The organism is Duganella sp. Root336D2 (genome assembly GCF_001425005.1).
Taxonomy (GTDB): Bacteria; Pseudomonadota; Gammaproteobacteria; order Burkholderiales; family Burkholderiaceae_D; genus Rugamonas.
Genome location: NZ_LMDB01000036.1, coordinates 93766 through 114767, shown reverse-complemented (window position 1 = coordinate 114767; position 21002 = coordinate 93766). Strand labels below are relative to the sequence as shown.

25 protein-coding genes and 1 riboswitch are annotated in these 21002 nt (G+C 58.8%); of the genes, 6 read left to right on the top strand and 19 right to left on the bottom strand.

Annotated elements, in window-relative coordinates:
• Positions 1–24: 24 nt before the first annotated feature.
• The 4 genes from ASD07_RS23010 to ASD07_RS22995 form a co-directional block, all read right to left on the bottom strand.
• Positions 25–603, bottom strand: a complete 579-nt coding sequence (locus ASD07_RS23010) for a TMEM165/GDT1 family protein (protein WP_055935649.1) — start codon at positions 601–603, stop codon at positions 25–27.
• A 6-nt stretch (positions 604–609) separates the two neighbouring features.
• Positions 610–785: riboswitch (yybP-ykoY riboswitch) on the bottom strand.
• Positions 786–932: 147 nt separating this feature from the next.
• Positions 933–1550 (bottom strand): tetratricopeptide repeat protein, encoded by a 618-nt coding sequence (locus ASD07_RS23005; protein ID WP_055935646.1) that lies wholly within the window; start codon positions 1548–1550, stop codon positions 933–935.
• Between the two features lie 43 nt (positions 1551–1593).
• The gene (locus ASD07_RS23000; protein ID WP_229207262.1) at positions 1594–2358 is read right to left on the bottom strand and encodes a GIN domain-containing protein; all 765 of its coding nucleotides are present in this window, start codon (positions 2356–2358) and stop codon (positions 1594–1596) included.
• 28 nt (positions 2359–2386) lie between these two features.
• A complete protein-coding gene (locus ASD07_RS22995) occupies positions 2387–2563 on the bottom strand; it encodes a hypothetical protein (protein WP_156398156.1) in 177 nt (58 codons plus the stop codon).
• 103 nt (positions 2564–2666) lie between these two features.
• On the opposite strand from ASD07_RS22995, the gene ASD07_RS22990 reads away from it, so the two are divergent.
• From ASD07_RS22990 to ASD07_RS22975, 4 genes are all read left to right on the top strand, one after another.
• Positions 2667–4073 (top strand): c-type cytochrome, encoded by a 1407-nt coding sequence (locus ASD07_RS22990; RefSeq protein WP_055935636.1) that lies wholly within the window; start codon positions 2667–2669, stop codon positions 4071–4073.
• 261 nt (positions 4074–4334) lie between these two features.
• Positions 4335–4754, top strand: coding sequence for a hypothetical protein (locus ASD07_RS22985; RefSeq protein ID WP_055935633.1), 420 nt, complete (start codon positions 4335–4337; stop codon positions 4752–4754).
• Between the two features lie 17 nt (positions 4755–4771).
• Positions 4772–5176, top strand: coding sequence for a hypothetical protein (locus ASD07_RS22980; RefSeq protein ID WP_156398155.1), 405 nt, complete (start codon positions 4772–4774; stop codon positions 5174–5176).
• A 14-nt stretch (positions 5177–5190) separates the two neighbouring features.
• Complete coding sequence (locus ASD07_RS22975; RefSeq protein WP_156398154.1) at positions 5191–5589, top strand: hypothetical protein; 399 nt, start codon at positions 5191–5193, stop codon at positions 5587–5589.
• 50 nt (positions 5590–5639) lie between these two features.
• On the opposite strand, the gene ASD07_RS22970 is transcribed toward ASD07_RS22975, so the two are convergent.
• The 10 genes from ASD07_RS22970 to ASD07_RS22930 form a co-directional block, all read right to left on the bottom strand.
• Complete coding sequence (locus ASD07_RS22970; protein ID WP_156398153.1) at positions 5640–7001, bottom strand: serine hydrolase; 1362 nt, start codon at positions 6999–7001, stop codon at positions 5640–5642.
• 193 nt (positions 7002–7194) lie between these two features.
• Positions 7195–7716: a hypothetical protein gene (locus tag ASD07_RS30410; protein WP_082507543.1), complete on the bottom strand. Its 522-nt coding sequence runs from the start codon at positions 7714–7716 to the stop codon at positions 7195–7197.
• A 123-nt stretch (positions 7717–7839) separates the two neighbouring features.
• Positions 7840–8160, bottom strand: coding sequence for an MmcQ/YjbR family DNA-binding protein (locus tag ASD07_RS22965; RefSeq protein WP_055935620.1), 321 nt, complete (start codon positions 8158–8160; stop codon positions 7840–7842).
• Positions 8157–8618: a YciI family protein gene (locus tag ASD07_RS22960; RefSeq protein WP_057245550.1), complete on the bottom strand. Its 462-nt coding sequence runs from the start codon at positions 8616–8618 to the stop codon at positions 8157–8159. Before ASD07_RS22960 ends, ASD07_RS22965 begins: the two co-directional genes overlap by 4 nt.
• A 28-nt stretch (positions 8619–8646) precedes the next feature.
• Positions 8647–9060 (bottom strand): NAD(+)--rifampin ADP-ribosyltransferase, encoded by a 414-nt coding sequence (gene arr / locus ASD07_RS22955; RefSeq protein ID WP_055935614.1) that lies wholly within the window; start codon positions 9058–9060, stop codon positions 8647–8649.
• Positions 9042–9506: a GNAT family N-acetyltransferase gene (locus ASD07_RS22950; protein ID WP_055935612.1), complete on the bottom strand. Its 465-nt coding sequence runs from the start codon at positions 9504–9506 to the stop codon at positions 9042–9044. Before ASD07_RS22950 ends, arr begins: the two co-directional genes overlap by 19 nt.
• 154 nt (positions 9507–9660) lie before the next feature.
• Positions 9661–9942 (bottom strand): hypothetical protein, encoded by a 282-nt coding sequence (locus ASD07_RS22945; protein WP_055935609.1) that lies wholly within the window; start codon positions 9940–9942, stop codon positions 9661–9663.
• Positions 9943–9975: 33 nt separating this feature from the next.
• Complete coding sequence (locus tag ASD07_RS22940; RefSeq protein ID WP_055935606.1) at positions 9976–12258, bottom strand: hypothetical protein; 2283 nt, start codon at positions 12256–12258, stop codon at positions 9976–9978.
• An 11-nt stretch (positions 12259–12269) separates the two neighbouring features.
• Positions 12270–14099, bottom strand: coding sequence for an ATP-binding protein (locus ASD07_RS22935; RefSeq protein ID WP_055935604.1), 1830 nt, complete (start codon positions 14097–14099; stop codon positions 12270–12272).
• Positions 14100–14651: 552 nt separating this feature from the next.
• Positions 14652–14906, bottom strand: a complete 255-nt coding sequence (locus tag ASD07_RS22930) for a hypothetical protein (RefSeq protein WP_055935601.1) — start codon at positions 14904–14906, stop codon at positions 14652–14654.
• Positions 14907–15034: 128 nt separating this feature from the next.
• Here ASD07_RS22930 and ASD07_RS22925 point away from each other — a divergent pair, with 128 nt between their 5' ends.
• Positions 15035–15430, top strand: a complete 396-nt coding sequence (locus ASD07_RS22925; protein WP_055935598.1) for an OsmC family protein — start codon at positions 15035–15037, stop codon at positions 15428–15430.
• 35 nt (positions 15431–15465) lie between these two features.
• Here ASD07_RS22925 and ASD07_RS22920 read toward each other — a convergent pair whose 3' ends face one another.
• The 4 genes from ASD07_RS22920 to rpsO all read right to left on the bottom strand — a co-directional run bounded on the left by ASD07_RS22920 (position 15466) and on the right by rpsO (position 19882).
• Positions 15466–15990 carry a YbhB/YbcL family Raf kinase inhibitor-like protein gene (locus ASD07_RS22920; RefSeq protein ID WP_055935595.1) on the bottom strand — a complete coding sequence of 175 codons (525 nt, stop codon included), beginning with the start codon at positions 15988–15990 and terminating at the stop codon, positions 15466–15468.
• 122 nt (positions 15991–16112) lie between these two features.
• The gene (locus tag ASD07_RS22915) at positions 16113–16970 is read right to left on the bottom strand and encodes a helix-turn-helix transcriptional regulator (protein WP_055935592.1); all 858 of its coding nucleotides are present in this window, start codon (positions 16968–16970) and stop codon (positions 16113–16115) included.
• 351 nt (positions 16971–17321) lie between these two features.
• A complete protein-coding gene (pnp, locus tag ASD07_RS22910; RefSeq protein WP_055935589.1) occupies positions 17322–19439 on the bottom strand; it encodes a polyribonucleotide nucleotidyltransferase in 2118 nt (705 codons plus the stop codon).
• 173 nt (positions 19440–19612) lie between these two features.
• Positions 19613–19882 (bottom strand): 30S ribosomal protein S15, encoded by a 270-nt coding sequence (rpsO, locus tag ASD07_RS22905; RefSeq protein ID WP_028104326.1) that lies wholly within the window; start codon positions 19880–19882, stop codon positions 19613–19615.
• Positions 19883–20027: 145 nt separating this feature from the next.
• Between rpsO and ASD07_RS22900 the strand changes: the two genes are divergently transcribed.
• Positions 20028–20351 (top strand): hypothetical protein, encoded by a 324-nt coding sequence (locus ASD07_RS22900; RefSeq protein ID WP_156398152.1) that lies wholly within the window; start codon positions 20028–20030, stop codon positions 20349–20351.
• Positions 20352–20353: 2 nt separating this feature from the next.
• Here ASD07_RS22900 and ASD07_RS22895 read toward each other — a convergent pair whose 3' ends face one another.
• A complete protein-coding gene (locus ASD07_RS22895; protein WP_055935583.1) occupies positions 20354–20830 on the bottom strand; it encodes a helix-turn-helix domain-containing protein in 477 nt (158 codons plus the stop codon).
• Between the last annotated feature and the right edge of the window lie 172 nt (positions 20831–21002).

The window sequence follows — 21002 nt, the reverse complement described above, 5'->3', positions numbered from 1 at the left end:
GGGGGAAAGAGGCGATTGTAGCGCTTACAGCCCGAAGCGGGCGCCCATGCCGAGCAGGGTCGCCAGGCCAAGGGCCGCGAACATGGCGGCGGCGATGCCGTGCACCAGCTTGAGGGGAATTTTCGCGGCCAGTTTATCGCCCGCGAAAACCGCCGGCACGTCGGCGATCAGCATGCCGAGCGTGGTGCCGGCCACCACCATCAGCGGGTCCGGGTAGTGGGCGGCCATGGCCACGGTGGCGACCTGCGTCTTGTCGCCCATCTCGGCCAGGAAGAAGGTGACCAGGGTAGCGCCGAAGACGCCGAAACGGCCGGCGATATTGGTTTCATCGTCCTCGATCTTGTCCGGCACCAGGGTCCAGGCGGCCATGCCGAGGAAGGACAGGCCCAGCACCCAGCGCAGCACTTCGGGCGTGAGCAGGGAGGTGATCCAGGCGCCAAGCGCGCCGGCCAGGCCGTGGTTGAAAATGGTGGCAATGAAGATGCCGGCGATGATCGGCAGCGGCTTTTTGAAGCGGGCGGCAAGCAGGAAGGCCAGCAGCTGGGTCTTGTCGCCGATTTCGGCCAGCGCAACTACACCGGTTGAGACGAGGAGGGAATCCATTGTTTTAATCCAGGCCGGGCACGGACGAATGACCACAGCACGCCCCCGGCCTAAAATCGGCGGCGCTGTGGTCAAAGGTCTTGCCAAGTATGGGACCGCATATGCCATGGCCTGTGGGCCAAGTGTGTTGACATATGCCTCCTCCGGAGGTGGAGGAGAGGCTACTCCCCAATGACGGGGCGGATTATAACAAAACCGTTAAACCAGTGTCTGACCCAAGGGTCAGACACTGCCTGCTCAAAGGTTTGCGGTGTTGGTTGTGCGATGTTGATCTTCGCCGAAAATCAAAAGCCCAGAACCCAGCCCGCGGCAGGCGAGCAGACCGGGGCTCAGCCGCCGCCAGTGCGCGACGACCGCGGCAACGGCGTGTTGCGCCGCCACCCCGACGACAACGCCTGCCCTTCCTCGATCTGCTCCTGCGTCATCCCGCGCGCCACCGCCGAGCGCTGCTCCACCGCATTGGCCGACCCGCCTGCCGCTGCCAGGTTCCACAACATATACGCAATCACATTATCCTGCGGCATGCCGCCAATGTGATAACGGTACATCAGCCCCAGGACCTGCTGCGCATCCGGATGCCCCTGCTCCGCCGCCTTGCGGAACCAGGTCACCGCCTCCTTATGGTCCTGGATCACCGCATTGCCCGTGTAGTACATGGCCCCGACCACATACTGCGCATCCGACTTGCCCTTGAGGGCAGCTTTGCGATGCCAGGTCAGCGCCTGCTTGTAGTCCTGCGGCACGCCACGGCCCATGTAATACATCAAGCCAAGCAAATGCTCGGCATCCGTATTACCCGCCTTGGCCAGCGGCAGGATCTCCTTGTAGGCCAGCGCATAATTCTTGTTGTTATACGCCGTAGCCCCTTCCGCGAACCCGGCATGCGCACTGGCCTGTAGCCCAAGTGCGATGCTGAGCGCGATTAACACGCCTCGTAGTTTTTTCATGGTGCTTTAGATTTATCTCTTTTTATGCACTGCAGAATGTCTCTTACTTCCAGCTCACCTTGCCCAGGCCGTCGACGCTGACATTGCGGGTGGTCGGCTTGCCGTACACGGTCACAGACCCCAGTCCGCTCAAATTCAGGTTGGCGTTATTGGATGCGTTGATGGTCGCGTTGCCCAAGCCGCTCAAGTCCAGGCTGACGTCCTCCGCCTTGAACTGCTGCGCGTTCAAGCCGCCCAGGCCACCCAGCGTCGCCTTCAGGTTCTTGCTCCGCCCGCCAATGGTGATATAGCCCGCGCCCTGCAGGTCGAGATCGACATTTTCGTTTTCCGTCACCCACACATGCATGCTGCCCACGCCGCCCAGGTTGGCCTTCAGTTTCTTGTAATCGCACACCACCTTCATGCTGCCCGCACCATCCAGGGTGAGGTCGATGTTCTCGCCGCTGAAACCGCTGACCTCCGTACTGCCCACGCCATCCGACACCAGTTCACGCAACTGCGGCAGCACCAGCTCCACCTTCACTGCCGCGGATTTCAGCTTGACGCCGCGGCTCTCCGTATCGAGGTAGAGCGTGTCGCCGGTCTGCACGGCCGTCACTTTGCTGACGTAGCGCTTGTCGGTGGTGATGTTGAGCGCCGGCGTATCGCCGCGGCGCAGCTTGAGGTCGATCACGCCGTCGAGCTTGACGCGCACCACGCGCGCATCGATCGCCCGCGTCTCCGTCGTCGTATCGTCGGCCCGGGCCAGGCCCAGGAACAGACACAGCGCGGTGAACAGCAAGCCAATCTGGAATGGTTTCTTCATCATGTTTCCTTGGTAAGTCATCAGCGCATTGTCACAGATTGGCTGCCGCGAGGACAAAGGGCATCTCAGGGAGCGCGCTGGTGGCAAGTATGGTTGCCATATTAATACCACCAAGGATCAGGAGGGTGGCCAGGAAGATAGTTTCCATGTTTCTAGCGATTTTCATTTTGCGCTCCCCGAATGACTGTTTTTTCGATGGTTTCATCATATCGGCCGTCCCCGGCAGCGTCCCGCCATATGCGACGAAATGCAAAATACAGGGAACAGGCGGATAATCCGCCTGCCTTTTCGTCATTCCAGAGGGAAAAACAATGAATAACAAAGTCCTGACGCTGGCCACCCCTGCCCTGGCCGCCGCCCTGCTCTCCCCTCCTGCATCCGCAGCGCCCGACCTCACTGCCGCCCATAGGCTCTACCAGGCCAACTGCGCCCAGTGCCATGGCAAGGACCTGGAAGGCGCCGCCGGCCCCAGCCTGGCCGACGCCGCATGGCTGCACGGCCAGCCGACCAAAGCCAACCTGGTGCGTGTGATCGGCAAAGGCGTGCTCGACAAAGGCATGCCGGCCTGGGACAAGCAACTGAGCAGCAAGCAGGTTAGTGCGCTGGCCGAGTACCTGCTGCCGGCCAATGCAGCCGCCCGCAACGCCGCCGCCGACGCCGGCGCTACGCCTGCCGCGCCGGCCAATCGCCTGCCTGCGCTAAAACTGCCAAAAGGTTTCCAGATCGCTGTTTACGCCGACAAGGTGGAAGGCGCACGCGAACTGGCAGTGACCAGCAGCGGCCTGGTCTTCGTCGGCTCGCAAAAAGCCGGCAAGGTCTACGCCCTGGTCGATGCCAACAAGGACGGCGTGGCTGAAAAGGTGGTCACCGTGGCCGAAGGCCTGAACAATCCCAACGGCGTCGCCCTGCTGAATGGCGCGCTGTACGTCGGCGAAATCTCGCGCATCATCAGGTTCGACGACATCGAAAAAAACTACGCCAGCAAGCCGGCCTACAAAGTCATCAAAAACGACCTGCCGTCGGAAACCTGGCACGGCGCCAAATACATCAAGGCCGGCCCGGACGGCAAGCTGTACATCCCGATCGGCGCCCCCTGTAATGTGTGCGACAAGGAAGACGAGGCCCACTCCAAGATCTGGCGCATGAACCCGGACGGCAGCAACTGGGAACTGTACGCGCGCGGTGTACGTAACACGGTCGGCTTCACCTGGCATCCGGTCACGAAGGAACTGTGGTTCACCGATAACGGCCGCGACGAAATGGGCGACAACATGCCTTCCTGCGAACTGAATGTGGCCCCGAAAGCAGGCATGCACTTCGGCTTCCCGTACTGCCATGGCGGCGTACTGCCTGATCCGCAATTCGGCCAGGGCAAGAGCTGCGACGCCTACGTCGCGCCCGTCGCGGCGCTTGGCCCGCACGTGGCGCCGCTGGGCCTGGCCTTCTATACCGGCACGCAGTTCCCTGAACCGTACCGCAACCAGCTGCTCATCGCGGAACACGGCTCCTGGAATCGCCCTGACAAGATTGGCTACCAGGTACGGCTGGTCACCCTGCATGGCAATAAACTGGTCAGCGATACCGCCTTCATCGACGGCTTCCTGCAGAACGAACAGGTGAGCGGCCGTCCAGTCGATATCGCGGTGATGCCGGATGGTTCGATACTGGTTTCCGACGACCACGCGCACAAGGTGTATCGCGTTACCTACCAGCGCTGATGGGGCATATGCACAGGGTATCGCCACAGATGGTTTCATCAAAATATTGATGTTCCGTCGTCCTCCGCCAGGGCTATATTGGATAGTGCCAGACAACAATTAGAACTGGCACCCAACCTCTCAATAGCCTCGCCACACAGCGCGAGGCATAGCCTGCGCACCGCGGCCACGAGCCGAGATGACGCCGGGGTAGCAACCAGCCCGATCGGGCGCTATATTGAAAGAGCCAGGCAATTTTAGAGACCTGGCCACACCAAAAAAATGGAGGCAATCATGAAGCGGTTTGTGGCTACCGGCTGCCTGTTCGCGCTCGCCATTTCGGCGTACGCACAGAGCTCCGATCAAAAAGTTTTGATTCCCGCCTCGAAAGAGGTTCAACGCGTCTATATGTCGCCTGATGAATTTGGCAAATACAAAGGCGCATACGATCTCTCCAACGGCAAAACGCTTTACCTGATTCGCAAAGCCACGCGGCTGTATGCGCGTGTCGACGAACAGAACGAACACGAGATCACCCGCGCCGGCAGCGGCAAATTCCAGGCACTCGACGGCAAGATGTGGATGGAACTCGTGTGGGCAAATGACGATTCCGTCAGCGGCAGCTTGAACTATATCGACGAATCGCAGCCAATGGCTGGCCTTGAACCGAAGGTGATCAGCATCCGGTTTGCATCGCGCTGAGCCAATGGGAGGCTATCGTGAAACGCCTATTGCTCGCGTGCGGCCTGGGTCTCTTCGCCTTTAGCGTCCCAGCCCAAAGCCAGACTTCGGTCGAAACAGTTGTGGTGCCTGCCCAGAAGGACGTGAAGCCACTTACTTTGTGGCCCGACGAAATCCTTGAATATATTGGCGACTACCAGCTCGCCAACGGCAAGACCTTGTATCTCACCAGGCAAGGCGCCAGGATGTACGGCCAGATTGGCTCTCTACCGAAGCACGAACTGATCGCCACAGGTTTGCGCAAATTCAGCGCGGCGGACGGCAAGCTTTCCGTCCACATCAAATACACCTGGGACGGCCAGATCACCGGCAATGTAGCGTATGTCGATAGCAGTCTGCGCACAGGCTCACTACCTGTGCTGGTGGAATTCGCCTCGCGCTGAAACGAGGAGGCGTCATGAAAAGAGTCATTGCGATACTGGGGCTTGCCCTAAGCTGCATGCAAGCCCTGGCGCAGCAACAATCCGATGTCGGCCGCGTGATTGTTCCGGCCGCCAAACCCCAGCCATACTTTATCTGGCCGGATGACCTGCATGCCTACAAGGGTGAATACTATCTTTCCAACGGCAAGAAGATGTACATCAACCGCATCGCCAACCACCTGTATGCACAGGTTGGCAAGCAGTCGGAACGGGAAATTGTAGCCACCGGTGAGAACATGTTTGAATCGGTCGACAGGTCGATGACCCTCAACATCGTCATATCGCACCAGGGCTATGTCAGTGGCAGTATTGTTTATCAAGATGAGGACCTGCCAGATAAACCGCTGGCCTATGCCTCCCTCATGACGCGCTAGCCGCGAGCACGTCCGGGCCGCCAGCTCGTAGTGAAGCTGGCGGCCTCTTTTTACTGGCGCAGTGCGGTCTCGTCTGCACCAGGCTGGCGCACCAGCAGGCTGCGGACCTTGCCGTCCGCGCCGCGCTGGAATTCCAGGCTCGCCAGCGATCCCTCCATGAAGAAGCTGTCCGGCGCATGCGCCATGATCGGCGCTGCCTCGCGGCCCTCCCGTTGCATGACCAGCTTGTCACCGTCGCGGCGCACCACACGCTTCATCTTATCTGGGCTGACATAAGTGCCGACGAAGGCTTCCAGTGCTTCCGGCGCCAATGCAATCGGCTTGAAATCGGCGAACGGCTGGCCGATCGCAATGCCCGCCGCCTTGTAGGCAATGACCGGTGTGTTCACGGCACCGCCGTTGCCGTTGGTGAGTACCGCGACGAACACCTTGTCGTCCGGCAGGCGCAAGGCCTGCGCGGTGAACCCAGGGATCGAGCCGCCGTGATGGATCATCTTGTGGCCAGCCAGCGTGCCGATATTCCAGCCGTAGCCGTAGTTGCAGGGTGCATCCTTTGGCAGGCGGCAGGCAGTGAAGGCCTGCCCCCAGGTGGCCGGCTTGAGCAATTTTCCGCAGCTGACGGCAGCATCCCAGCGCGCCATGTCGTCCACCGTGGTCACCAGCGCGCCCGCCGAATAGGCCAGCGTCACGTCGATGTCCTTTACCGCCACGATTTCTTTCCCGTTCAGGCGGTGGCCCTTGATATGGCGCTTGGCGCTGCGCTCGAAACCTTCGTGCGCCGTGTCCTGCATGCCGAGTGGATCGAAGATATTCTTCGCGACGAAGTCGTGGTACTTCATGCCGGACAACTTCTCAACGATGAGTCCCAACAGGAAATAGCCAGAATTGCTGTAGCTGTGACGCTCGCCAGGCGCGAAGTCCAGCGGCTCCCTGGCAAAGACGTCGAACACCTGGGTGAGGGTCACGCCTTCATCCGGCAACTCGCGAAACGCTTTCAGCGCAGTGTAGTTCGGGATGCCTGAGGTGTGCTGCAACAAGTGTTCGATCGTGATGCGGCTCCCCTTGTCCGGAAAATCCGGCAGGAACTTGCGCACATCGTCCGTCACCGACAGCTTGCCCTGCTCCGCCAGCATCAGGATGCTGATGGCGGTGAACTGCTTGGTGATGGAGCCAATGCGCAATTGCATTTCGGGCTGCATTGGCGTGTTCTCCGCCACATTGGCCAAGCCGTAGGCCTTGCGGAAAACCGGCTTGCCGTCGCGCGTGACGATTACCGTGGCGCCAGGCCAATTCGGCTTGAACATCGGCGCCAGCGCAGCATCAAGGCGCTGTTCGAGCGGTGTTTCGGCCAACGCATAGGTTGATTGCAGAACGGAGAGTGATGCGAAGAGAATTGCGGGTAGTTTCCTCACTGCCAGGCCTCCTCAAAAATCTGGATGCTAACTTCAACCTGCCTTGCGCGCTTGGCCGAGCCGACGAATGGGCGATTTCCAGGGGCGAATGGTCGCTTCGGCAGTGCGAATATCAGATGTACTAGCTCGGACTTGAACCGACATTGCGTGTCAACTGGAAGGCAGCTTCCGCCCCATAGCCGACATTGACGGGTTAGGAAAAAGATGGCTCCGGGTTGAACCGATTGCCGACTTTGGTTACAGCATAGAACCGATCGATTTCGGCTCGCGGAAATTGTGAGATGCGAGCCGTTCGGAGGTCTTTGCATTTCTCGATTGGAACAAGCGATTTGTCCGGCGGGCATATACCGAAAAGTTCCAGATGTGCGAGTGCTGGGATCGTCGACAGCGGGTCGAGCGATTCGATGATTGTCGTCTTCCTTGATGCATCCCAACTCGGAAGCGTTGATAAGGATAGTGACGTCAGCTGTGTTAGTGCGGCTAAAGGCGCGAAATCGCGCACCTTTGGCATGTGAACTACGCTCAGGAAGCGCAGCTTTTCAAGCCGTCCTATGAACTCGAAGCACTCATCAGGAAAATTCGCGATGACCAATTCTTCCAAGTTACGTAACTCCGCCAGTGGGGCAAGGCTCTTATATTTGCAGAACCAAACCTTAGCACTACGCACCGTATCAGGATCGGCAATTTGAGGGAAGGTACGAGAAGGGTCACGCATCAATTCTAGGTGCACTCCGGACATTCCCACCCTTTCACTTTTCTACTACGTTAGCGTTGCCGAAAGTCCGGTACTGGCCGCTCTCGGCCTGACTAACTTATTTCAGCAAAGCGCTACTGCACATCAGGCACGATTGCCTTTCAGCGCCTTATGTTCCCACGCTTGCTTGACCAGGCGCTTCACCACCGCAGCATCTGCCTTCGCCAGCTCGACCCGCACGCCAAGCACCTTGCTGCCCCAAATCAGCTTTTCGGCGAAGGAAGAATACAGCTCCAGCACTTCATCGCGCCTTTCGTCAGGGATGAAAATGTGGACGAATTCCTCTCCCGGCGGGACAGTGACAAAGATCTTTCCCTTCACGCGAAACGAGCCAAAATTGTGATGCGGCTCGTCGCTGACATCCGGCAGCGACATGGCGTAGGTGCGGACCGTCGCAAATTTCATTTCGCCGCCGGCTTCATGATTTGCGAGTGGACCTGGTTCACCATCATCAAGCCTGCGGAGCCGAAATGGGTGTGGTACTCCGCCACCATTTCACCCTTGATGATGACTGGATCTGTAGCCACCAGCGCCTTGGCCTCGTCGATGTTTTCAACTGCGAAGATGAAGATGCCGCGCGCGTCATCGACGCCATCCAGCGGGCCGGCATAGGCCAACTTGCGCTCGTTGGCCAGGCGCTGGATATTCGCCATATGGCCGGCGAACATCTCTGTCCGCTCCTGTCCGGCCGGTACCTTGTTCGGCCCCGTGCGCAGCACCACAAACACATACTTGCGCATGCCATGTTCATTCCCGCCCAGCGACTTTGCCAGCTGCGCATCGTACGCAGGCGATGTTGGCGCCTGCGCCTGTGCCGAGCAAGCCAGCAGCGCCAGCACCATCGCACTCAAGATTTTTTTCATTTGTCTCCCCTTATTTTTGGTATGCACTTTACTCTTCGATTGCTTCGATACCCTGTTCCTTGAGCTTATCAAGGTGATCAAGCATTTCCTGAAGGCGTTCGGGAGGGTGGCCGGTCCAGTCCTTGATCTCACCGATGATGCGCAGCGGTTCGCGCGAGCGGTATGATTTGGTAGGGTTGCCAGGGAAGCGCTTGTTCGTCAGGTTTGGATCATCCTCGATCGGGCCTGTCGGCTCCACGATATAGATCCTGCCGCGCCCCTCGCCCACTGCCAACTCGGCGCCCCAGGTTGCGGCTTCCAACGTTGCGCTGAGGTAGACAAAATTCGCTTGCCGCCTGCTGCCGTAATTGGATGTATAGCCGCGGCCAATCAGGTCGCCAACTTCCAGATCGGCTTTGGTGCCATGATAGAAAGGTCCCTCGATCACAATATCACCTTTAATTTTCGGCCACCGCTGATCGCAAAGCCCTCGCGCTCATAAAATGCCAGCGTCCTGTCGAACTGGGGTAAAGGTGGCGTCGTTACCTCCAGCCGCTTCCAGCCGCGCGAGCGGCCGAAAGCCTTGGCCTTGGAAAGAAGTTGCAAGCCCAGTTCTTTTGAACGGTATGCCGGGCGAACATAGAACTCCGGGATCGTGCCGAATGCGCCTTCAGCGTACAGTGAACAGCTTTCATAGAGCGCCACAAAGCCGGCGGCATGATCGCCATCCCAGGCGACAAAGACATAATACTTTTCCTGGGTGATGAAGGTTCCCAGCCGATCAATTGTCGCCGGCAAGTCAAAATTGAACGCCTGCTCGCCGATAGCGGCCATGATCTCGGCAAGCAGTTCACCGACCATTTCGGCGGTTTGAGAAACGTCGCGGTCCGTAGCGGCTCGAATCATCATGCACTAAACCTTTCTGGATCTGAAAACTGCCCTGTCAATTGCGGAATTCACGCAAGGCCTTTTTGAAGAAATGGCAAAGCGATTCATTGCCACAATTATGGCTCAGGAGTGTCTACAGTATCGGTGTCGATTCACAGTGCGGCACTCGGCCCAATTAATCATCCGAGTCGCCAGCCGAAAGATCCTCCCCTAGCAACTCAAGTCCTCCGATCACACCTTCATGGCGTGCCGCATCGTGCAGTTTGTAGGCTGAAAAGAGGCACATTACGAACGCCACAGCGCCGCAAGAGTAACACCAGACAGCTTCTTTGCCGTGCGGAGAGCGAAGCATGTGATCGAAAAGTGCGGCGGCAAAAATCACTGCGAAACAAGTAAAAGTGAATCGCCACCTCCGCTCGAACCGATCCAGTTCATCAGCACTCATGAGCTCTTCCATCAGGCTTCCCTCCAAGGATCAAGAACATCCACTTTATAAATCATAGCGCTCCATCAGTGCCTCGTGATAATCGACATTAGAGCCGGCGGCTTCGGCGAGGGCAATCCAGCACATTGGGTGCTCATAGCCCGCCGTCAGTTCGCGCAGCGTTTCGTCAATTGCGGCGGCGGGGGTGTCGGCGGGTGCCGCGACGAGGAAATAGACACCGGGGAGTTCGGTTTCCGTTTCATTGTCGAAGATTCTGTAGTCGTCATCACTGTGCACGATCCATTTCCAGCCACGAGCTGCGAACGCCTCAGTCAGAGTATTCAGCTCGCCCTCGCCGGGATGCGCGCCATCTACCAGGTAGCTGGTGCCGTAGCCACTTTGTTCGAGGACTTTGACGACCTTGTACAGTTGTACGAACTGGTTCGCCTCTCCCTCGTCGTCCGGAACGCTTTCAAGTGGTTGCGGATGGAATACGACCAACTGACCGAGGGTTTGACGCCGCATCGATCCCGAAAGCGAAACAATGCGCGCTGTGGCGGGGCCGGTACGGTGAGCGAAACGTTCCATCATTTCGCCGTCGTCCTCATACTGCACCCGTACGACTCCCCACTTTTCCTCAATCGGGCCCTCGCCTGCTTCGAACTCCATGCCAAGCGCAGCGCCCAACGCGCGCACGCTATCCCAGCGACGCAATGCGCTCGCAGCGACGATCGCTTCCCAATGTGCGTTCCCGGGCTCCCCCTCTTCGTCGATGATTTGCTCGAGCAAGATCAGCGCCTGCTCGAAATCGCCTTCACGCATTGCCGCAAAAGACCACAAGGCGCGCGCCGTTTCGTTACCCGGCTCCAGCTCGAGAACCGGCCTGGCGTGGCTGGCAACTTCATTCCAGCGCCCAGTTGCAAAAGCAAACCGGGCCAGGCACAAATGGGCCCGGATCGGATCGGATTCGCGCAGCATTCCGGCCAATGCCTGGGTACCCGCTTCCTCGCGGGCCTCGACCAGAACCGATTCCATTTCCTCGACTACTTCGGCCTTGGCAGATTGAGTGCGCAGGTAGGTCCACAAGTGGTCGCGGGCCGCATCCATTCCGCCGCAGGCACGCATAGCACGCGAAATGAGGACCGCCAGGCCTGCGTCCGAAGGCAGGCTGGCGGCCCCTGCCAGCAGCAGCTCCAGGTCCTGTTCGGCGTCAAGGCTTTCACCGCCGCTGACGTAATCAGCCAGTTCTTGCGCCGGCACGGGCAACTCGCGCACCGCAGGCATCGACGCCACCATCGCTTCCAGGTTGGAAAATGCTTCAGGAGCGCCCAGTGGCTGCTTCAATTTCGCGAGGTGCGGACGCGCAAGTTCCAGCATCAGGTTTGCCGACCAGCGCGCACCACGTGCAACAGCCAGGCGTACGTGGTACGCCAGGGCATCGAGGGTGAGACGGTGCGATCCAGATGCGCTGTACCGCCGCACTGCAGCAGCAGTACGGCGCCCAACCAGGTAATCGTTACGCCCAGGCGCCGACTGCAGAAGCACTTCAAGGCCGGCAGACAGGTCCAGGCATTCGCCAAACTCCTGTGCCTTTTCTTCCGGCGGCAGCATCGCCCACGCTTCCTCGGTTCGGCCGAGCAGCGCAAGCAGACGGAATCGCATGCAGGAACGGGCGTAGTGCTTGGGTGGATTATCGCTGTCAAAGCCCTGCTCTTCGATGTAGTCCAAAGTAGCGAGGGCAGTTTCAAACTGGCCCGCGGAAAATTGCGCTTGCGCTAATGGCTCGAACCAATCGACGCTTTGGTCCGCGCCGGTTTCCTGCAGCAAGGGCAACTGCTGGTCCGCAAACGCCAGGGCTTCCTCCGGCTTTGCTGCATCCACCAGGGCATTCATCATTTCGCTGCTGATGCAGCGGAAACACCCCCAGCTATTATCGATGCGCGCCAGTGTTTCCTTGCACACGGCGATGCGATCGGTCGCATAGCCTGCGCCGTCCACGTTCGCATAGCAGCAGGCGATGTCCTGGGTTGTGCACACGCTCTGCGGGCAATTGATGGTTTCGGGTCGATGCGCAAATTCGAACAGCGACACAGTGTCCTTCAGTGCTGCCTCGCCTTCCCTCCGGGTGCAGACCCGCGGATTGATTGTCCAGTGGCGGAAATACACCTCCAACCAGGGTAATCGCGCTGCCCGCGCTGCGGCCAAGGCTTCCGGCAACGCGGCTTGCGCGAGCTCCAGCCTGCCCCGGCTCGCATTGGTCGGAATCTCGTTGATCAGCTCCGCCAAACGGTGATTGCCGGCTTCCTCAAGGTCGCGGTGTGTGTCGAAAACCCACTTCCAGATATCCATTTGATTCCTTGTTATTCAGGTGTTGCTTGAGACCGGGTCAATACTTGCACAAGCTGGCTGAGGTCACGCAGGGCGCCGGTCAGTCCCTCCGCTGCCGGAAGCTTGCTCGTATCACCGGCCATCATCACGATCTTCATGGAGCGCAGCAGCGTCAGTGCATGCAGGCAGCCGGCAGTTTCGCCCTGCTCCCGATAAGCTTCCAGCAGGCTGGCGATCGCTGGGTTTTCGAGATTGATGTAAAGGCGCGACTTGATCTCGCCATTGATATTGCTGGTGAACTGGCGCACAAGTTGCAGCGCTGATTGGGCGATGCGCTGGTCCGATTCGTCCGACTCCAGTCTCTCCTTCAACTCTGCGTCCCGATCGGGAACGACCACCAGCGGCAGGTGCGCGGGCATGAAGCGTGCAGGCACCACCAGCTCACCATTGCCCAGGTGTCGCTTCAGCCATTCGGTGTGTTCTTCCGGCAGCTCGGCTTCCGCAAACAGCTGGCGGTTGCCTTTTTCGGTGCCGATCTCAATCAGCTTGCCACCACGCTGCTGTGCCCAGCGACGCAGGAAGCTGTGCACAGCGTAGCGATCGCCCTTCACCACCGGAATATGCATGGCCCGGCACACCATATCTTCGAAGCCGCCGCTGTCGCCCAGGCTAACGTGAATGGGACCATGTCCCTGCAGCTCCGACAAGGATAGGTCGCCGCGCGAGGTCGGAATGCGCACTGCGTCCAGCAGCAGCGTGAACAAATCATCGTTGCAAAGCGCCGCCGCCATCAATGCTTCGTTGTGACGGGCCAGGATCCGGCGCCATGCCGCAGGCTGGCTCGCCGCGATTTCTGCCAGTCCCTTTACAAGCGAATCGAGCAGGTCCGCCTGCGCGCATCCGTAATGGGCATCGCGTTGCAAGTCTTCGCGGCTGGCCGTCGGTGTAAGGTCATGTGACTCGATGACACCGCCGACAAAGCCGGCCCAGCGCGGCAGCAGGTCGCGGGCATCATCATCAAGCAGCATTCCGCGCACGAATACCTTCAGGTTGCGGTTGTCGCTGCTGCTGTACGTGGCGCCGTCCTGGATCCACAGGATGCCGCGCACGTCGCTGGCTGAAGTCTTTACCGGAATCGTGCAAATGGGTTCGAACTGCTGCTCGAATCGTGCTGCAAAGGCCAGGCTGCGCTTGCGCTGCTGCACCGGATGCTCGACTATATTGCCCTCCGCCTGGCGCCATGGCGGGGTGATTTCGTTGATACGTACATCGCCGCAATAGACCGGTTCCGGAAGCAAGGCGCAATAATGCCCCAGCAGGCGTTCCAGGCTGGAGGCGCTTGCCAGGTAGCGATGCGCCGGGCGCAGTTTCAACTCAATACAGGTTCCGATATTGCCGTCATTTGGCGCCGGTTCGACTGTGTAGGATTCGCCATTACTTGACTGGTAGCGCCAGGTTCGGCCAGGCTCCTGGTAGGAGGTTGTGATAACCGTAACCTGCTCCGCGACGACGAACGCAGACAGGAAGCCAAGGCCAAACATGCCGATCAGGGCGTCGCTCTGCGTGCGCAAGGTACGCGTGTAGCCTGCGCCAACTGTGGCGAGAAAAGCGTGGATTTCATGTTCCGACAGGCCGGAACCATTGTCCGTAATCCGCAGCACACCATTGAGCTTGTCGCCATCGAGCTGCAGTTTTCCAGTTTCCTGCCAATCCGGGCACTCAATGCGGCGGCGCGTGATGGAGTCGTGGGCATTCTGGATTAGCTCGCGCACCGCGACCAGCGGTGTCGAATAGAGATGTTTGCCGAGGACGGACAGCAGGCCGCCAAGGTCCACATTTGTTGCGTGTTGTTCTTTGATCATAGAAAAGAAAAAGGGCCGCGTATGCCAGCCCTTAAATCGTTGAAACGTTGGCGCCTCGCGAAGGCCAGGCCGTGAACATCATAGCTTGCGCAATGCAAGTAAAAACTCTCCAAATATCACGGGAGCTGCTTCCTTTAGCGCGGCGATCCACATTGGTTGTAATTACAGAACAGGTCGCCCTTGACATAAGATGCTGGCGTTAGTCGGCTTTTCGTCTAACTTGGCCCAATACAAACCGCCGTAGGAGTACAGGCGGCCGCGCACCATTTGGGCAGGTGCAGCGTCGATGGCGTTGTCACTGGCACTCGATGCTTCAAATGCTCCGTCGGGTTTGAAACGATAGGTAGTCCCACTATCGCAACTGCCTTCGCTGGAGGTGTACTCGGGCCATCGGCGAGGGTCCCATGACGTCACTGGCTTGAATTGCCGCAGCAGGGCCCATGCGCTGAAGTTCTTTCGCAACTACTCGATTCATCAGCTTTGATTGACTAATTTGCAATCCGTGCGATTTGCCGCAAAAGGCGTGCTTCAGGCAAGCCCGGAAGGCCTTATTCAGCGCAATGCTGCGGCGACCTGGCCGCCAAACTCCGCCCCGTGCATACGCGCTGCCAGCCGGGTCGTGCGCACTGAACATGCCTTGGCCCCTGGGGAGCCATTTTGCTGCACGCAGCGATTATGGTGGAGCGCGGCAAAATCCTTTACCCCTTTGCTGGAGCCATGAACAGAGGCCAGGACGGCAACCAGCGCGATCGCAATTGCGACCTGCGCCTTGAACGGCAATGTCCAGTTATAGCGGATGAAGAACATGGAGCTCCCCTGAAAACCAACTCGCTCCCGATGCTACGCAGCCGATATTTCAGCTTGATGACCTGGCGCTTTCAAACCTGCCTCCGCTGGCGACGTAGAATGGAGGCACTATCCGGAAGGAGCATCCCGTGAAAATCACAGCCGCAGTCCGCAGTTCCGCCAATGCGCATGAGGCAACCGTCGCCACCAACGGCGTGTCGCAAGTACTTCAGGTGCCGGCGAAAGGCTCCGGGACGGGATCGGCAGTCAACGGTGGCGAGTTCCTGATGCTGGCCCTGGCCACATGCTATTGCAATGATGTTTACCGGGAAGCCGGACGGCTGCAAATTCCCGTCGAGGCGGTTTTCGTTGAAGCGAGCGCCGACTTTTCCGGGCGCGGGCTGGCCGCCACTAACGTACGTTACAGGGCCCGCATCACATCACCTGCTCAGGACGATGTGATTGCGGACCTGCTGCGGCAGACTGATGCCGTTGCCGAAGTCCATAACACCATCCGCTCCGGCACTTCGGTCACGCTGGATTGACGCCCGCAGTCTTATCGCTCATTTCGCAGGAGTGGTCAATCCCGCTGGTACAGCGCTTCGATAGTGCTCGATCCGAGCGAGTGTGCCTTCACCATATAGCCGGTGAGCGCACCCGATGCATTGTCCGGCAACTCGAGTTTTTGCGACAGCGCATACACGGTGAACTGGTAGCGGTGCACGCCATGCTTCTGCGGCGGGCACGCGCCACCAAAGCCTTTGGCGCCGTAGTCGTTGCTCATCGACTGGCTGCCCGTCGGTGCTGCTGCTCCAGCCGGCAAGGACACCACGTCCTTCGGGATGTTCACGAGTTGCCAGTGCCACCAGCCGCTGCCAGTCGGTGCGTCGGGATCGTGGACCATAATCGCAAAGGCTGCCGTGCCGGCTGGAACGCCAGTCCACGACAGTTGCGGCGACTGGTTTCCACCGCTACAGCCAAACCCCTGGAATTCCTGGGCCTTGGCCATGAACTTGCCGTTGGCGATGTCGGTGCTGGCCAGCGTCAGCGAACCCGCCAGCGCGGAGTTGGAGGCCAGTAGTGCTGCAAGAATGAGATAACGCATATGTGCTCCTGTAATGAAGAACGCATATGGTAGGCAGCAGCAGGAAAACGGTTTAGCCCAAATCCAGCCAGAGTTTCGCCTTAATCGCTCATTCGCGCAGTGCTGGCCGAAATGCCGAGTTCTTAGAAAGTGCAGGCTGACGCCATCTCCCGCCCCGCTTCGTCAGGCATCCTCGTTTTGCGCAGCTCTGTCGGAGTAGTGCCGAACAATTGCTTGAACTTGTCGGTAAAGCGCGACTGCGATTGATAGCCGCACTTTTCCGCTATGCGGCCGATAGGATCGAAGGTGGTCTGGACAAGGTGCAGGCCATAGCCAAGCTTCGCCCGGTCCTTGATCGCTTGCAGGGTTACCCCTTCCGCCGCGAGCTTGCGGCGCAGTGTCGATTCGCTGAGTGCCAACCGGCCGGCCACTTCGTCCGCTTTCAGGTCGCTGGCGAAGTCGGCGCTGATCATGCTGTGCACTTTGTGGCTAAGGCTTGGCGGCTGAACGACCGCGCTCACGTGCTCATACCCAAGGTGGTAGACCAGTTGGAGAATTTCCTGGCGGCGCGCGCCCCACATTGCTGGCGGCGCGAAGGACGACCATTCAACGAACTGCCGCAATGTATTCAGCAAGATCTGGCCAATCTGGCCCTGTACAAATGGTTCCGCCCTGCCTGATCTCGGGGGCAAGCAATGGAAGTCCTCAAACTCGAACTCGACGATCATGGCTCGGTATTCCGAGTCGCTCGGAATATTGCGCATGCTGATACTGGGGCGGTTCGACAGGATGATGAAGCTGCCGGCCAGGCAGTCAATCTCGCCGGGGTTGCCAAGCTTCTTGCTGCCATCCAGCACGCAGATAAGCATCGGCTTGATAATCGGCACATTGACGATCTTTTGTTCCTTGACCGAGGAATAGATGGAGAACGGCAGTGGCTTCCCCAGTTCGAGAAGCCGCTTCGCGTTAGTCGTCAAAAGGTCGAGCGCCGCATTTTTCATCAATTTGCCTGAAACAGAATTTAATCCCGCAAGACTATTTTTTTCCGACGAGCTTGACACAGTATTGGGCAGCTTTCCGCGCCCAATGCGCTTGGTCGCGTGTGCAGCTCAAGCCAAATGGCGCATAAATCTCGCCAGCAAATGCGGGGGTAAGGTGGAGCGCTGCCAACAGCATCCAAACCGCATTTAAGACCATCTTCGTATCGCGCATCTTTTACTCCAATCCCCTGGTATACCCTGGCTGTTAATCGCCGAATCATAACTTCCCGAATGCAAGCAAAGTCTCTCCAAAGGTAACAAAAAAGCCGCCGGGCTTTCGCACCGGCGGCTTTTTTTTTGTCAGCTCGCTGATTACTGTGCAGCAGCAGCTTCTTCAGCAGCAGCTTTCATCGACAGTTTCAGGCGGCCGCGCTCGTCGGTCTCGAGGACCTTCACGCGCACTTGCTGGCCTTCTTTCAGGTAGTCGGCAACGGCGTTCACACGCTCGTTGGCGATCTGCGAGATGTGCAGCAGGCCGTCTTTGCCAGGCATAACCTGGACGATGGCGCCGAAGTCCAGCAGCTTCAGGACGGTACCGTCGTAAGTCTTGCCCACTTCCACGGAAGCGGTCAGTTCTTCGATACGGCGCTTGGCTTCCTGGCCAGCAGCTGCATCGACGGAAGCGATGGTGACGATGCCGTCATCGCTGATGTCGATCTGGGTGCCGGTTTCTTCGGTCAGCGCGCGGATCACTGCGCCGCCCTTGCCGATCACGTCACGGATCTTCTCCGGGTTGATCTTGATGGTGATCAGGCGTGGAGCGAAGTCGGACAGCTCGGTCTTCACAGTCGGCATGGCCTTCTGCATTTCGCCCAGGATGTGCTGGCGGCCTTCTTTAGCCTGAGCCAGTGCAACCTGCATGATTTCCTTGGTGATGCCCTGGATCTTGATGTCCATCTGCAGCGCGGTAATGCCGTTGGCGGTACCAGCAACCTTGAAGTCCATGTCGCCCAGGTGATCTTCGTCGCCCAGGATGTCGGACAGGACGGCGAAGCGGCCGCCTTCCTTGATCAGGCCCATGGCGATACCGGCCACGTGTGCTTTCATCGGCACGCCGGCGTCCATCAGTGCCAGGCAGCCGCCGCAGACGGAAGCCATCGACGAGGAACCGTTGGATTCGGTGATTTCCGAAACCAGGCGCACGGAGTACGAGAAGTCTTCCGGTGCCGGCAGTGCGGCGATCAGTGCACGCTTGGCCAGGCGGCCGTGGCCGATTTCGCGGCGCTTAGGCGTACCAACACGGCCGGTTTCGCCGGTGGCGAACGGAGGCATGTTGTAGTGCAGCATGAAGTCATCGGTGTACTCGCCCATCAGGGCGTCGATCTTCTGCGAATCACGAGCAGTGCCCAGGGTCGCTACAACCAGTGCCTGCGTTTCGCCGCGGGTGAACAGGGCGGAACCGTGGGTACGTGGCAGCACGGAGGAACGGATCGAGATCGGACGCACGGTCTTGGTGTCGCGGCCGTCGATACGTGGCTCGCCTTGCAGGATCTGGGAGCGCACGACTTTGGCTTCCATGTCGAACAGGATGTTGCCGACTTCAACCGAGTCAGGAGCGTCAGCGCCGTGGGCGGCAGCTTCGGCAGCCAGGTCAGCCATCACTTCTGCGGACATGGCGCGCAGCTTGTCGGTGCGGGCTTGCTTGTCCTTGGTCTGGTAAGCAGCGTTGATCTTCGCTTCAGCGAAGTGGGCAACGCGGGCGATCAGGGCTTCGTTCTTGGCAGGTGCGGTCCACACTTGCTCAGGCTTGCCACCGTCGCGCACCAGTTCGTGGATCGCGTCGATCACTGCCTTCATCTGCTCGTGGCCGTATACAACGGCGCCCAGCATGATTTCTTCGGACAGTTGCTGCGCCTCGGATTCAACCATCAGCACGGCCGATTCGGTACCGGCAACCACCAGGTCCATCTCGGAGTCTTTGAGCTGGGAAGCGGTCGGGTTCAGGATGTACTGGCCGTTCTTGTAGCCGACGCGTGCTGCGCCGATCGGGCCGTTGAATGGCACGCCGGAGACGCACAGGGCGGCCGATGCACCGATCATGGAAGCGATGTCCGGATCGATCTCAGGATTCACGGACAACACGTGCACGATCACCTGGACTTCGTTCATGTAGCCCTCTGGGAACAGAGGACGGATTGGACGGTCGATCAGGCGGGAAGTCAGGGTTTCTTTTTCAGAAGGACGGCCTTCGCGCTTGAAGAAGCCGCCAGGGATTTTACCCGCTGCGTAGGTCTTCTCGAGGTAGTCGACGGTCAATGGGAAGAAGTCCTGGCCTGGTTTTGCGTCTTTACGCGCCACCACGGTTGCCAGTACCACGGTGTCATCCACCGATACCATTACCGCGCCGGATGCCTGGCGAGCGATTTCGCCGGTTTCCAGCGTCACGGTGTGTTGGCCGTACTGGAAGGTCTTCGTTACTTTGTTAAACATGGGTTTATCCCTCTTTCTCTTTAGCCGACAGATTTTCAGGAGCTGTCGTAGCACCTCACCACGGACGGCCAGTGGCCGCCTTACTGCAATAAAACTAACGGTTTAAAAAGTCAAAATGCCTGCGGCAGCGAGCTGGCGCAGGCATTTCTCGTTTAAACCTGGTAACGCAAGAATTACTTACGCAGGCCGAGTTTAGCGATCAGGTCGCGGTAACGGGTTGCGTCTTTGTTCTTCAGGTAAGCCAGCAGGGACTTACGACGGTTAACCATCATGATCAGGCCACGGCGGGAGTGGTGATCCTTGGAGTGTGCCTTGAAGTGGCCGTTCAGTTCGTTGATACGTGCGGTCAGCAGAGCAACTTGCACTTCTGGGGAGCCGGTGTCGTTTTGGCCACGAGCGTTGTCGGCGATGATGGCCGACTTGTTGATGTTTTCAACGGTCATTTTCTTACCTTTCACATGCGATGCACTGAGTCTTTGGAACCCGGAACATCGTGAATTACGTTTAATATAAAAATCCGGCCGGATGGCCAGACACGGGAGTATAACCGGAATGAGGGTCTAAAGCTACCGCCACACACGATCAGCCGTGAAAACCATTGTTCGAGTTGCTTTATTATCACTATTGCTGACTGCTTGCGCCGTCGCCCCGCCCTCCTGGCAGCGCGGCAACGACAGCTTCCGGCCGGTCCAGCTCGGGGTGACCACCCAGGCCGACCTGTTGCGCCTGTACGGCCCGCCAGACGACCGCACCTACCTGCAGTTACGCGACCTGACTGTCTGGAGCTACCGCTACAAGGAATCCGGCGTGTGGGACTCCATGATGCACATCATGATGGACCGCCAGGGCGTGGTGCGCGAAACCATGAGCGGCCCCGACCTCGAAAAAGAAGAGCGGGGCTTTTTCCGCTGAAACTACTGCACAGGCTCAAGGCCACTTTCTGTTTGGTCGTGCCAGATGCCATATTTATCGCCCTGCCATATAACAAGGTGGAACAGATAGGCATTAGCAAGCATGAGCAGGCCGCCAACCAGGCCAGCAGGGCTGAACAGGCCGGCCAGGCAACTCAGGTAGCCGCTGATATGGCTGGCGATGAGAACGCGGCGCGCCGTCTGCCGCGCGGGCTGCTCCAGTATCAGGTTAAACCAGAAGAAGCACTTCAAATGGATTGGCAGGTTTCGCCAATGGTCCGAGCTTTTGTCGATCACGAAATTCTCCTGTTTCAAGGTGGAAACATCAACTTCGAACACTGCGGCAAGACATTTCAATGATTCCAGGCTGGCGTTTTGCCCGTTTTCAATCCGCTGGATCGTGCGCACATTCAGCCCGGACATCTGGGCCAGTTGTTCCTGCGACAGGTTTCGGCTGATTCGGATTTTTTTCAGGATCATTGGTCTACCTCGTTGTTCGTGAGCCTTGAATATGGCGGAATTCGACGCCATCGACCACGACAATAGCCCGACATTCGCCCGAAAACCCGTTGCGGGTGGGCGTGAGCGAGGGAAAACTGGGGAAAGCAAGCGGGCCGCCCGCCGGGCGGCCCGTTTATAAGGTGGTGCGGCT